The 13,014-nt window shown below is 67.3% G+C and carries 9 protein-coding genes; 2 read left to right on the top strand and 7 right to left on the bottom strand.

Annotated elements, in window-relative coordinates:
• Positions 1 to 124: 124 nt before the first annotated feature.
• Positions 125 to 5,728, bottom strand: a complete 5,604-nt coding sequence (locus tag JOF56_RS49605) for a CHAT domain-containing protein (RefSeq protein WP_209646412.1) — start codon at positions 5,726 to 5,728, stop codon at positions 125 to 127.
• Between the two features lie 68 nt (positions 5,729 to 5,796).
• Positions 5,797 to 6,108: a hypothetical protein gene (locus JOF56_RS49610; RefSeq protein WP_209646413.1), complete on the bottom strand. Its 312-nt coding sequence runs from the start codon at positions 6,106 to 6,108 to the stop codon at positions 5,797 to 5,799.
• A 564-nt stretch (positions 6,109 to 6,672) separates the two neighbouring features.
• Here JOF56_RS49610 and JOF56_RS49615 point away from each other — a divergent pair.
• Both JOF56_RS49615 and JOF56_RS49620 read left to right on the top strand, forming a co-directional pair.
• The gene (locus JOF56_RS49615; RefSeq protein WP_209646414.1) at positions 6,673 to 7,062 is read left to right on the top strand and encodes a hypothetical protein; all 390 of its coding nucleotides are present in this window, start codon (positions 6,673 to 6,675) and stop codon (positions 7,060 to 7,062) included.
• Positions 7,059 to 7,874: a hypothetical protein gene (locus tag JOF56_RS49620; RefSeq protein WP_209646415.1), complete on the top strand. Its 816-nt coding sequence runs from the start codon at positions 7,059 to 7,061 to the stop codon at positions 7,872 to 7,874. Before JOF56_RS49615 ends, JOF56_RS49620 begins: the two co-directional genes overlap by 4 nt.
• Positions 7,875 to 7,879: 5 nt before the next feature.
• On the opposite strand, the gene JOF56_RS49625 is transcribed toward JOF56_RS49620, so the two are convergent.
• Genes JOF56_RS49625 through JOF56_RS49645 form a run of 5 tightly spaced genes read right to left on the bottom strand, consistent with a single transcriptional unit; the run spans position 7,880 to position 13,008 of the window.
• Complete coding sequence (locus JOF56_RS49625) at positions 7,880 to 8,899, bottom strand: hypothetical protein (RefSeq protein WP_209646416.1); 1,020 nt, start codon at positions 8,897 to 8,899, stop codon at positions 7,880 to 7,882.
• 2 nt (positions 8,900 to 8,901) lie between these two features.
• On the bottom strand, positions 8,902 to 9,399 hold the full coding sequence (locus JOF56_RS49630) for a SigE family RNA polymerase sigma factor (protein WP_209646417.1): 498 nt from the start codon (positions 9,397 to 9,399) through the stop codon (positions 8,902 to 8,904).
• 57 nt (positions 9,400 to 9,456) lie between these two features.
• On the bottom strand, positions 9,457 to 11,241 hold the full coding sequence (locus tag JOF56_RS49635) for a choline/carnitine O-acyltransferase (RefSeq protein ID WP_209646418.1): 1,785 nt from the start codon (positions 11,239 to 11,241) through the stop codon (positions 9,457 to 9,459).
• Entirely contained in the window at positions 11,238 to 12,107 is an 870-nt protein-coding gene (locus JOF56_RS49640) for a class I SAM-dependent methyltransferase (protein ID WP_209646419.1), read from the bottom strand. Before JOF56_RS49640 ends, JOF56_RS49635 begins: the two co-directional genes overlap by 4 nt.
• 31 nt (positions 12,108 to 12,138) lie before the next feature.
• Positions 12,139 to 13,008: a HalD/BesD family halogenase gene (locus tag JOF56_RS49645; protein WP_209646420.1), complete on the bottom strand. Its 870-nt coding sequence runs from the start codon at positions 13,006 to 13,008 to the stop codon at positions 12,139 to 12,141.
• Positions 13,009 to 13,014: the final 6 nt, after the last annotated feature.

Here is a 13,014-nt window from a genome sequence, read left to right on the forward strand (position 1 = left end):
CGCATGGCCGGCTCCCCTCACTCGTCGCGGCGCGCTATGCCCATCCGGCAGCGCGGTTCGTGGCGAGTGTACCGACTCCCGAGTGGACGGCAACCTGATTTCCGCGGACTTGATATGCCCTCGGTCACGGGCCGAAATGGATGTATGACGCCCAGACGGCCGGGTTGCGTGGAGCTGAGTCGCGCAAGGCGCGGACGGTGCGGTGCAGCAGGCGTGCGGTGCGATCCAGCCGTATGCCTGCTGGACTCAACAGACCTGTGTACATCGTGGTGGTCACCTCGGCCGCGGTTCGGTCGGTGATGGTCCACAGGGTTGCGATCACGTGCCGGTAGCCGGCGAGTTGGAGCGCGGCGGCGAGATGGATGGCCTCGTCTGGCAAGGCTGTGCCGCCGACAGCGGTGCTGCAGGCCGACAGGTAGGCGAGTTCGGCGTGTGAGAGGTCCAGTTCGGCGACGTCAAGCACAGTCAGCGGTTTGTCCTGCAAGTAGAGCGCGCCGGTTGACGGCTGTTGCAGATTCTGCCCGCCATGGCAGGCGAAATGCGCATACGCGTGCGTCTGTAGGTCAGCGGTGACTGTGACGTGCGTGGCGCTGTCAGCGATACGCAATGTGTGCGCTTCCGGCAGCGTACGGGCGAAGAACTCGGCTTCCGCACGAGCACCGGGCAGCGGGGACGCAGTCGGAAGGGCAGGCGTTTCCGGCATGCTGACGACGAGGACTCGGCCGTCTCCGGGTTCGGCGTCACGTGCCGCATTCGCACGAGCGAGCGCACGCAATGTCGGCGTATAGGAGGAAACCACACGGTCGATCACGGTACGCCCAGCGGGCGTGTCGGCGGGATCGTGGTAACCGGCTGCGTGCAACGGAAGCAGGGTCAGCGATCCGGTGGGACACCACCACAGCCGTGGCAGCGGGTCGTCGTGACCGGTGTACCCCAGCCGGGTCAGCACGGGATCGGCAACGGTGTCCCACAGCCATTCCAGTGTCGCGTGCAGAATCTGCTTGGCACCGACCGGCGCGCCCGGCCTTCCCAGTAGTTTCAACGCATTCAGGTACTCCCCCGCGCGTTGTGCCGCTTCTTTCTTTGACAGGTCCGGCAATGGGACGTGCTCGACATCGCGATCCCGGCGCACGATCAACGCGTCACACCGGGTCCTGTCGAGATTGAGCAGGACAACGGGACCGTCCGGCAGTCCGTCGCGCAGAGTGGTCAATGGCGGGACTCGCAACAGGTGTTCCAGGCCTGGCAACGCCCGCGCCTCGGCGAGCAGCCGGTCCCAGTCCCCGGCCAGTTTGATCCGGTCGTACTGCTCGGGCTGTGTCCGATTGCTCCACGGGTCCATCGCGGCGGGAACATCGGGTATGTCCGGTGTGGACATCGCGGCCAGTGTTGTCGCCACGGCACGCAGCCGTTCGTACAACGGGAGATCACGCTCCCGCAGGAGCGACAGGTCGTCCCTGGTCTGCAACGCCTGCGACCACAGCACCGAGCGGCCCTGTTCGAGCAACTCCACCGCACGGCTGGGATCGCCCGCGGCCAACGCCGCCGCAGCGGCTTCCGTGGCCAAACCGCCCCATATTGTCAGCCTGCGCTCACGTGCGTCGCGTTCCACTCCGTGCCAGGCCACTTGCGGCAACAGCGCGACAGTGACGCCAAACGCCTCCGTCGCAGCGGTCCAGTCGCGACGCCGCACAGCGAGCTCGGCCCACGTCCTCGCAGCGCCCGCACGGATCATCGGTGCCGCCGCCGGGAGTTCGGCCGCAGTCCGGTAAGCGGCGAACGCCGTGTCCAAATCGGACCCTTCGCCGACGTTCCTGCGTTCGTGCAACTGGCCCAACGTCATCCAGGCCAACGCCAGGCGGGGGTCGCCGGCCGCGGCGAAAGTGTCGATCACCTGGCGGGCGAGTTCGATCGATTCGGCCGCGTCCGCGTCGTCACCTTCGCGGGAGTACCTGGTCCGGAGCGTGATCGAAAGGTTGAGAACGTACTGCGGGATCAACGGATGACCCGGATCGGTGATCGCAATGGCCTCCCGGACAAGGGCTACCGCACGGTTGATGTCATCCGCGCCGCGACCACGCCGCAGGCGTAGCAGTCCGGCCAGGTTCAGCAGGATCTCCGCCCGGTTCGGGCTGTGCGGCGTGCTGCGGTCGACCGCCTCGCTCGCGGCCGCGACAGCCCCGTCCAGGTCCGCGTCGTCACGCTTCTCCGCGTGCCGGACGAGCAACGCCATCCCTAGGTTCATCAAGCACAACGGCACCGCCGGGTGATCCTCCGGTGCGGCGGCGACAGCCGCCCGTCCCGTTTCCACCGCGGCGTCAAGGTCGGTCGGCGAGCCGAGCAGGGCGGCACGGGCTCTCAGCGCGTTGCATAGATTGGTCAGCATGATGGGCCGCATCGTGTGCCCGGGGGCCGCGACCGCAGCAGCCTCGAACAACGAGTCGATGGCCGCGTTCAGGTCCTCGACGATTCCCCTGCGGTCGAACCGGATCCACAGTGCCAGCCCTAGCGTCATCAGGTTCACCGCCCCGGCGATGTGCCAGTTGGGGATGCGCATGGCCGCGCGGCTCAGGTCGATGGCGGTGTTCAGGTCGTCGAGATCACCGGTCTGCATGGACCTGGTGAGCAGAGCGGTGGCCAACGCGGTGATGCTGACGCCTCGTTCGGCCGGACTCGCCTCCGGCAAAGTCGTCACACGCCGCGCGACGGCGATCGCCTCATCCAGATCCGCGGGGTCGTTCAGACGACCTTGCCTGGCCCGCAACGCGTTCGCCAGCTCGGGCAAAGCGGCTACCAGCACCGCGTTGTTAGCGCCCGCGGCGGCGACTGCGCCGCGCAGTGCCTCGATCGCCTCGGTCACGTCGGCGATTTCGCCGGTCCGCTCGAATCGCAGGGTCAACAGGATGCCGAGCATGATCAGTGCGGGCGAAGTGTTGATGTGGCCGTCCGGAGTACGCGCGATGACGTCACGGGTGATCTCGATCGCCTCGTTGAGCAGCGCCAGATCGCCGGAGTCGACGAACAGCAACCGGAGCGTACTGGCCAGGACCACTCCCGACGTGCCGTACCTGGTGTGCTCCGGCGACAGCCCGGCCCGCGCGGCCCGAAGCAACTCGGCCGATTCGGCGAGAGCGGCCGGATCATGCGTCCACTGCCCGCGCAACGACAGCACGAATCCCAGCATCAGGCCGAACACCAGCTCTGTGTCGCCGCGCGGGGCCGAGGCGAGCCCGGCCCGCAGGACCGTGGCGGCCTCGTCCAGATCCGCGGGCTCGGCCATGGTCTGGAAACGGGCCCGCAGAGCGTTGCCGAGATACAGGCGAAACGTCGTCACGGCGCGGCTGTCGGCTGCGGCCTGGCTGATCACCGCCCGCAGGGTGTCGATGGCCTCGGTGAGTTCCGGCAGATCACGGACCCGCTCGTACCGATCGCTTTGCAGGGCCGCGATATTGGCCGCGAGCAGCAGTGCGTCGGCGGTGCCGGGCGTGAGTTCCCGCAGCACGGCCTTGGCGTCGCCGATGCCTTCGGTCAGCCCGGCGACATCGCTGTCGAGGTAGAACCGGTAGCGGCACGCGAGCAGGAGGTTGTTCACGACCACGCCGCGGCCAGGACCTGTGACGTGGGGAAGTACCCCCTGCATCGTCTCGGTGGCCGATTCCAGATCCGCCAGGTGCCCGGTGTTCTCGTAGCGGGCCATCAACGCGTTGCCCAACGTGAGGCTCAGGAACACCTCCGGGCCGGAGGCCAGCCCTACCGCCGCGCGGCACATCTCGATGACCTCGCCCAGTTTCCCGACGTCGTGCCCGGGAATCGCGGTCGCGTTCTCGATCGCGCCCAGAATGCCGATCATCTTGGGCTGCTCCTGCGCCGTGGCGTCAAGCGCCGCGCGAATCAGCCGACGGGCTGTCTCCTGGTCGGCCGGCTCGTCGGTGACCTCGAAGCGTTGCAGTAGTGCCAACGCGGCCTCAGCCTGCATGTCAGGCAGTTCAGAGTTGTCCGCGGGCAGGGTTTCGACCACACGGCACCAGGTGTTCGCGGACTCGTCGATGTCGGCCGGATTCCGGGCGCGTGAGTACCGGTTGCCCAGCAATGCCGCGAGCATGGACAGACACCGGGTCAGCGCGGTGGCATTCGGTGCGAGCGGCACGACCGCCCGGATCACTTCGATCCGCTCGTCGAGGTCCGCGGCATTCCCGGCACGCTGAAAGCGCCACTGCAGCAGTTCCGACAGCTGCCAGAGCTGCTGGCCACGTATTTCCGGGTCGGCGAGACCACCGGCGACCAGCCGGGCGACCTCGATGGCCTCATCAAGGTCTTCGCCGAGGTCACTGCCGGCCGCCCGGTCCACCTTGATCATCTCGTGGAGCGCCATCGACAAGGTCATCAGCGCGGGTATCGAGCCCAGTTGACCGGTCGCACCAGCCGCCTTCGCCGCCCGCAGGACAGCCACGGACTCCCGGATGGTGTCCGCGGCACCGGTTTCCTTGTACCAGACGCGCAACGCGTCGCCGAGCGCCAGCAACGCGTTGCCCCGATGTGGACTGTCGGCAGGCAGTCCCGTCAAGGTCGCCCTCGCTGCCTGAACTGCCCCGGCCCGATCCGGGCTCCTGACCCGCAGCACGGCCGCCAGCGTGGTGTCGACCTCCCACCGCAGAGGATGACCTGCCGGGACTGCCGCGTCGGCCTCCCGGGCCAGTTCGATCGCTTCGGTCAAGTCGGCCGGGTCGGCGAGGTCTTCTGAGACGAATGCCCTGGTATAGCCATAGCGGACATGCAGCGAGCCCGCCAAGTTGAGCAGCGCGCCGACGCGAAGCTCGTGGTCGGGTGGACACGCCACCACCGCCGCCCGGCCGCACCGGATGCTCTCGGCGATATCGGCGGTGTCGGTGACCTGGAGGAATCTGACCCGCAAGGCGTTGCAGCGAAGGATCAGCGCGTTGGCGTGAATCGGGTCGTCCTCGGCGCAGAGAGCCAGGAACTCGCTTGTCACCTCGGCGTACTCCTCGACCACCGAGAGCTCGCCGCCGAGACTGCACTGCATCTGCAAGGCGACGGCCAGCTGGGACAGGCAGATGACGCGGTCCGGGGACTGCGGCGGCGTCGACGCCAAGGCCGCGCGCACCAGGATCGTGCCCTCGCTCAGGTCAGGCTCCTGCCCGCGCAGCTCGAACCGGGCAAGCCGGGCCAAGCCGAGCCGGAACCGCGCTACCTCGGCGATCGGGTGATCGGAGTAACCGGACGCGACGAGGCCCGCCTCGACGGCCTCATTCAGATCAGCCTCGGCGGCCGTCAGTTCGTACCGCTGATGCAACAGGATCATCAGGTTGAACAGGTGCGACGGACGATCGGCGTCGTCCCGGCTTGCGGCCGCCGCCCGGCAGGCGGAGATCCCCAGGTCAGTCAGGGTGGAATCGCCGAGCGCCAGAGCCGCGTTGGTGATCACCGTCGCGTAGAACGCCCCCATGTCGGCGAGCGTCAACCGTGGACCGGGATTCTGCTCAAGCCAGCTCAGTACCGGCGGCGGCACCTCAGCTGGCGAGGACACGGCAAGCGGGCTGAACAAGTCCAGGCAGATCTGGATATCGGTCCCGTCACTCTCCGGCAGCAAGGCACAATGCCGCAACCAGTGCAGCCACGCGACTTCACGCAGGACGTCCGGAGCGATGTCCGTGCCGATGGCTGGCAGAACCATGCGAGCGGCTTCCACCAGCGCCTCGATCTCCAGCACCGCGCTGCCATCACCGGTCTGAAGGACATGACGGATGCGATCGACAAGTGCGATGTCGCTCCTGCTTCCTACTTGTTGATCAGTGTTGATCGTTCGGATATTTCGCTCTCCGCCCGCAACGTGGGCTGGAGTCCGGGATCGGCAGTCTGGCGCCGCTCCAGGCCGGGAACGGCCAGCCAGCTAGTGCCACGCTCGGTGAGGGTGAAGGTGCGGTACTGGTCCGAGCGGACCACGATCTGGTTATGGGTGCGGTTGCGGCCGCGTTTCCAGTGCTTGCGCATCTGTCGAGACAGCAACGGATCCTCAACCCAGGTGTCGGTCTTCAACGCGGCGAACAGGCGCCTGCGCCCAGCCGTGTCGAAGACTCGGCGATTGACCACCTTGCGAACCTGTGCCTTGGCCGCAGCCCGGTTCGCGGAGATATCCGCGAGCGTCCCGCACGGTCTCTTTCCACGCGTTGGCCAATACCCCGAACCGGGCGGCGGTGCTCTCAGCCATCCAGGCGTCGCGGATCTTTCGATCGGACAGTCCAGCGCCGTTGACTGAGCCATAGCGTTGCCACACCTCGCTGCGAACACGACCTAGCCTGCGAGCCTGCTCGGTGAGCTGGTCGTACTTGCCCGGATCGAGGTCCTTCGAATACGCGATCCGGGTGACCTTCACTCGATCACCTCGCCAGGCTTCTCTTGGTTCAGCGTCTTCTTTTAGCACCGCAGCCCGACATGGGTGGTGTACCGCTGACCGTGTCGGGCCTGGATTCAGGCTTCACATTCCCATCGGAATACAGTACCGGCCGAACGGCCTATCTTCTGCGCGACTCACCAATGCGAAACGTGACCACCGTAGCGAGCGCTGTGCGACGGCGAGGAAGAAACGCGCGTTGCATAGCGTCTCCCTTGCGTGACATCCACTACGGTTCAGCGTGACATAGGGGGAGGCGTGTGGTGGCCGGATTCGACGAGGGAGATGCACTCATCCTGTGGTGCACCCGTTTGCCGGAGCTGCGCAAGGAGGCCATGGCCGGGCGGTGGACCGATCGGCTCGAAAGGGCTGTCGTCCGGGTCCGTGAAGGTGGTTCTGCGTTGGACGCGTGCAGGCAGTTCGACCAGCTCGACGAGGAGCCGGAAGAGTCGCCCACCAGGGACGCCGACCCCGGTTCCGGGCATGTGTACCCCAGGCCGCGCGGTTCGCGCCCGCCGCTGACCGGACGCGGCAACTACGGCTGCCCGCGCAGGTTGTGTGCGCGGATGGACCAACGGGACGACAAGGGCCACCCGCCGGTGTGTGCCCTGTTCGACAACGAGCCGATGCAACCGACGGACGCCGGACCGTGAACCCGTTCCTGTCGTCGCTGGGCGGCAAGCTTGCCGAGCGGTGGGTTACGACTCTCGTACTGCCAGGGGCGTTGTTCGTCGTGGCAGTGGTGTGCGCGGTTCAGCTGGGTCATCGGGACGCGTTCGACTTCGTGCCACTGACCAACTGGGGCGTCCGCGAAGCGTCACGTCTGCCGATCGCGGCGACGGCCATCGGCCTGTTGCTCGGCGCCGGTGCGGCGGCCATGGCTGCTCAGGCGGTCGGGCGGCTGGTTGAGGCGGTGTGGGTCAATCCGTGGCGTGGACCGGCGAAGTGGGTGGCACGACCTGTGGTTGCCTTGCGGGGCAAGCTGTTCGACCGCGCCGGCGCCAAGGCGAAGGTGAATCCGGTGTCGGTGTACCGGCCCCGGCAGCCGACCTGGATCGGCGACCGCTTCCGGCTGCTGAATTCCCGGATCACCGCCCAGTATCACGGCCTCCAGCTTGGCCTGGTGTGGCCGCGGTTGTGGCTGCTGGTCCCGGAATCCGTCCGCACGCCCGTGCAGGCGGCCGAATCCCGGTTCAGGTCGGCCGTCACGCTTGTCGGCTGGGGCGTGCTGTACATGGTTCTCGGATTCTGGTGGTACCCGGCGGCGATAGCCGGATTCGGCGCGGCCCTGGTGGGCTGGCGCCGGACGCGGTCGGCCACCGAGGCCCTCACCACGTTGATGGAAGCCACTGTCGACACTCATCTCGACACGCTCGCGACCGCACTGGGGCATCCGGTGCCCGCCAATGGGATCACAGCCGACCTTGCCCGCCGGATCAACGACCGGCTGGGCAAGGGCGGCTGAGATTTTCACCGTAGCGGCTGAGTGACCCAGGTCGACCAGTCGCTCGGCGTCTTGGACAGCTGGACTGACCGGGCGACGGCGCGCAGCGTTTCCTTGTCCGCCGCGCCCTGGACGTCGATCGCGAAACCGTCGGCCACGTCGAAGATCTGCACCTGGCCGTCGACGACCCTGGCTTCGTGACCGTCCACTTGTTCGTTCGTCCCGGCCTTCTGCCCCATTTTCCAGCCGTTCTCGACAGCCACGTTGAAACCGCGCTGGGTGGTCGCAAACCGGCCTGGATCGCCGAGATCCTCGGTGTCGAAGAGCAGCCCGGTCCTGACGTACGGGTCGTTGTGCGGACGGGTCATGGTCGTGGTGCCCACCAGATGATGACCTGCGGGCACAGGAACCGTGAACGGCATGGCCAACTGCGTGCCGCCATCGACCCGTACGGCCGACGCGATCCGGTGCATCATCTCCTTGTCCGGCTGGGTTTCCTCAGGGCCTTGGGGCTGGACGAATGCCCAGGCACCGTCAGTCCACTCCCAAGCGAGCATGGCACCCGTGTCGCTGTCCAGAGTGCGGTTGAGCCAGTAGGCCTGCCGCCCGGCGACGGGCTCGGCCTGGGTGCCGGTCTCCGGTTGCACAACGCTGCCCGACAGATACGTCGCCGGCCATCCTGGTGCGTACACGATCGCCTGCGCGGCTCCACTCGTGCCGATGGTCAGGGTGTACTGCTGCCAGTACTTGGCGGTTCCGTACGAGTACGGAGTCGTACCCGGTACTTCGCCGACCGAGATGACCTTGCGCAACGGGTCGAAGCCCGGCGCGGACGCGGGCCTGTTGGCCGGCTCCAACGGCATGCCGCCGGTGGCCGTCTGTGAGAGGACAGGGATCACGACGGCGAGCACCACCAGCACAACCGTGCCCACCCCTGCCCACCGGGCCCGGATACGCCTCCGTCCGGCACGGACCGCCTGCCAGATGTCCACAGTGGATGGCGGCAACGGGTCGTCGTCCCGCAGCGACTCGATCAGTCGTTCCATGGTCAGGCCTCCTTCAGCTGGGCGGGCAGCAACCGCCGCATCTCGGCCAGGCCACGGGAGGTCTGGCTCTTGACAGTGCCGCTGCTGCAGCCAAGCGCGCGTGCGGTGTCCTCAATGGAGAAGTCGAGCAGGAAGCGCAGCACCAGCACCGCACGCAGCCGTCGAGGCAGGTGGCCGAGCGCCGCCCGGAGGGTGGCCCGGTCGTCGGCCTGTGAGTCGACGGGCCCGGCCACCTCCGGCGCCGAGGAGAACAACGAGACCCTCGACCAGCGCAACCGGCGCTCGTCCAGGAAGACGTTGACCAGGATCCGGTGAACGTAGGCGTCCATGTTGGCGACCACGCGAGCGCGCCGCCAGTTCACGTACAACTTGGTGATCGCCTGCTGGACCAGGTCGTCCCCGCTGTGCGGGTCCCCGCACAGCCGGTACGCGGCACGACGCAGGTCGGTCAGCCGGGCCTGTACGTACTCGACGTACTCACGTTCGAGGTCCGCATGCAATTTCCGCTCCCTTCAGCCCCTCTGCCCTATCGACGGGTGCGGGAGGCCAAAAGGTTCTCAGTTCGCCAGGAGATCAGCCAGCTCGTCGAGGGCGTCACGCAGAGCGTCCGCGAACGCGTACATCTGCTCGGACACGGCTTGCGGCGTGCTCAGGTAGATGTTGAGGCGGTCGGGCAGCAGCACGTAGGCCACGCCGATACAGCGGCTGCTGGTCGATCCGAACCCGAAGTACTGGATCGAGTGCGACGGGGCCGAGCTTGTGCTGAGGTAGTCGTCGCGCATGATCAGCCAGCCTGGTGAGTCGTACAGCGCAAGCGGCTGTGTGGCGCCCAGTTCGGCTCCGCGCCGACGTTGGATCATCTGCAGTTCCCACAGGTGCTGCTCGGGCGCCTGGCCGGCCTGGCACTGCTTGGCGCGGGCCACGTGCTTGGCACCCGCGGCACGCAACGCTTCCCGCCGGGTGGCCGCGTCGGCGTCGGGATCTTGCATGACGGTCACGAATCGGACCATTTCCGGTGTCACGACACGCATCGCCTCGGTGCGGCCGTTCTGGTACCGCCGGGTGGCGATCGACTCGTAGGTGGCTCCGGTCAGCCCCTTGCTACGCAGATGCGCGAGTTGGTACGCGGACTGGACGAAGGCGTCGGGCGACATGCCCAGCTTCTTGATCATGCTCGTACCGGTGTCCTCGAAGGACAATTCGGTGGTCGCCGTGGCGGCGGCGTAGTCCGCAAACGCTTGGCCCGCAGCCCTTGCGTCGGCTTGCAGCGCGTCGTCCGCGACGAATCGCACAGGCTCGACCTTGGGTGTCCCCTGGGCCAACCCACCGGGTGCGGCCTGCGTACCCAGCAGGGTGTCGACGAACGCCAGAATCGTTGTGCCGTCGAGCAAGCAGTGCTCCACGTTGATACCGGCCTGCCCGTCGGCGAAGACGACAAGCGACACCGCCTTGTCGAACCACCGGTTGGCACTGTCGCCGTGCAACAGGGCGTCGCACGCGGCCAGCTTGTCAGCCGGTGACGAGTCCTCAAGAGACAGACAGAAGAGCGCGGACTCGACGGTGTCCAGCGCGTCAGCGTTGGCCGGGTCCACGGCGAGCAGGGCTTCCCGGCTGGCCGCCCACTCGGCCCTGGCTTTGGTGGTCAGGTGACCGGCGGGGAACTGCTGCGGTTCCTCGGTGCTGAGTACCGTGCGCAGGCCGTCCGCGAGTTCCTCAAGCGTGTGCGGCTGGCCGTCCTCGCCGAGCACGTCCATCCGGAACATCCGGCCGCGGTGGAACACCACAATGTGCCTGGCCTGTGCCCCTTCATCGGAGGGCACCCGCGCTGTGTCCTGGTGCGTGCCGGGGATTCTGGTGGTGGAGAACAGATATTTGTGCTGTTCCATCGACTGGGGCTGACCGCGCAGCAATACCGGCGGAACCTGCTCGGAGTCCAGCGCCACTTTGTACGACAGCGCCGACGCGATCAGGCCGGCCGCCCGGTCCACCTGGCCGCCCGACTCGGAGTCCTGGAACAGGAAGAAGAAGTTGGCGTTGAGCGCGATTCGGTCCCGGCGGCCCAGGTACCTCGTGCGCCAGAAGTCGTCCAGCCAGCTGCGTACACCCGGGCTCGCGTTGTAACGCACCAGATCGGCGTGCAGGACGCGGGCAGGGCTGTCCTCCGCCAGGAACTCGGTCACCGCTGCCTCGGTCTTGGTCAACTCGTCCGCGGTGAGCAGCGGCGCACACCACTCCAGCAACAGCGCGCAGCTGTCCTCCAGCGTCGGCAGCGGCACGCGCGGCAGCAGGTCCTCGTTGCCGAACGTACGGGTGGACCAGGCGCTGGTGTCGTTCACGATCATCCCTGTCCTCGATGGTGGCCCGCCACACGGTCTGTGGCCGGGGTCAGATCGACGCTACTTCCTACCGCTCGCGGCCGGCACAGATGCAGTTGGGCATAGAACCAGCCGGTGTCCTCCAGCCCGCCCGGATCGATGCCGGCCGATCGCAGCGAGTCCACGACCTGGTCCTGCTCCTCGCTGGAGACGAACCGGCGCTGCCGGAACAGCCGGTCCACGTGTTCGATGTCGTAGCCCAGCTCACGCAGGCTGTCCTCGATCGGGTCGAACGGCACCATGCGCAGCACGAAATGAGCCATCCACGGCCGATGATCGCCGTCGGCCGTGGCGATCCTGGCGATCGTGCTGGCGCCGACGTAGCCGATACAGCCGGTGGAGATGACCAGGTCGGTACCGGCCAGCAGGGCGCGCTGCGACTGCGTGAGCTCGTTGGTCTCCAGGTCGGCGCAGACCGCGTCGTCGAGCAGACCGGCCCCGAGCGCGTAGTCCAATGCGGGCTGAGAGCTGTCCAGGCCCACGATCCGGGCACGCGCCCGGCGATCTGCGAAACGTTTGCGGTCACGGGCCATCAGTTCGTCCCGGCTCATGACCTGTACAGCCGGGTCGGCGTATCGCTGGTACAGCTCGTCCATGGTGGCGTCGCCGTTCAGCAGCGCCGCGTTGACGCCGTACGAGCAGCCGAGGTCCAGAATCCTGGGCGTACGGCCGGGTTGTACCTGCCGGTGCCTGCGGATCTGGTCGGCGAAGTACGGCTTGGCAAGTTGCGGGATGCCGTACTCGAGGTCGCGCAGCGTGGTGAAGTACGCGCGGGGATCCGGCTCGGTGTAGATGTGGTCGAGCGAGGCTTTTCCGGTTGCGTCGAATGGCACGCGCCGTTCTCCTCTGGATCGGGAAGGCCGGTCAGTCGAGCAGCTGGTCGCCCCGCACCGCGCGGGCCTCGGCAGCCACATGCTCGGGCAGCACCCGGCCGAAAAGCTGCCTGGTGCGCTCGACACTGCCGATCACCCCAGGATGTTCACTGTAGGCGAAGATCGCCGTGTGCCGGGCGACCTCACCGGCCACCTGGGTCACCCGGTGCATCGAGTACCGGCCTTTGAACAGCTGCAGATCGCCGGGATTCAGCGTCAGCCGGTGCACCAGATCCGGCCGTGTTCCAGCCAGGACGCCCGCGACGTCGCCGAAGTTCTCCGCCTGCGCCGACCGGATGTTCGGGCAGTACTCGAAAACGCCGCCGTCCGAGGATTCCTGTGTGAGCATGCTGACCGTGTACTCGTTCGTGTCGAAATGCCACGGATGCGCCCGGCCGGGCGCGATGACGTTGAGGCACAGGCCCGACAGCGGATCGGCGAGCTCGTGCACGGCCGGCAGCTGGAAACAGTCCGCGACGAAATGCTGGAATGCCCTGCTCGTGTAGAGCTGGTGAATGACGAAATGCGCGGGGATGTGGTCGCGGGACACGAACGCGTTGCCGCGCTCCATCGTCACGCGTCCCGGATGACCGTCGGGCAACGGCGTGTCGGTCGCGATGTTGTAGGCGTTCACGACTTCGACCTGGTCATGGGCCTGCGGAGCGACGCCCGCGCATTCCTGCCGCAGCGTGTCGCGCAGGTCAGGCCGGATGAAGTCAGGCAGCACACAGCAGCCCACGCGGTCGAGTTCCCGTCTGGCGTGCTCGACTGCCTCCAGCCATGCCGCGCTGCCCGGATCCGAGAGCGGGTAACGACCTGTGTCGATGACCGCTGCTGCATTCTCCTCGACCGGTCGGCTCATGCAGGG

It is taken from the genome of Kibdelosporangium banguiense, from assembly GCF_017876405.1.
Classification (GTDB): Bacteria; Actinomycetota; Actinomycetes; order Mycobacteriales; family Pseudonocardiaceae; genus Kibdelosporangium; species Kibdelosporangium banguiense.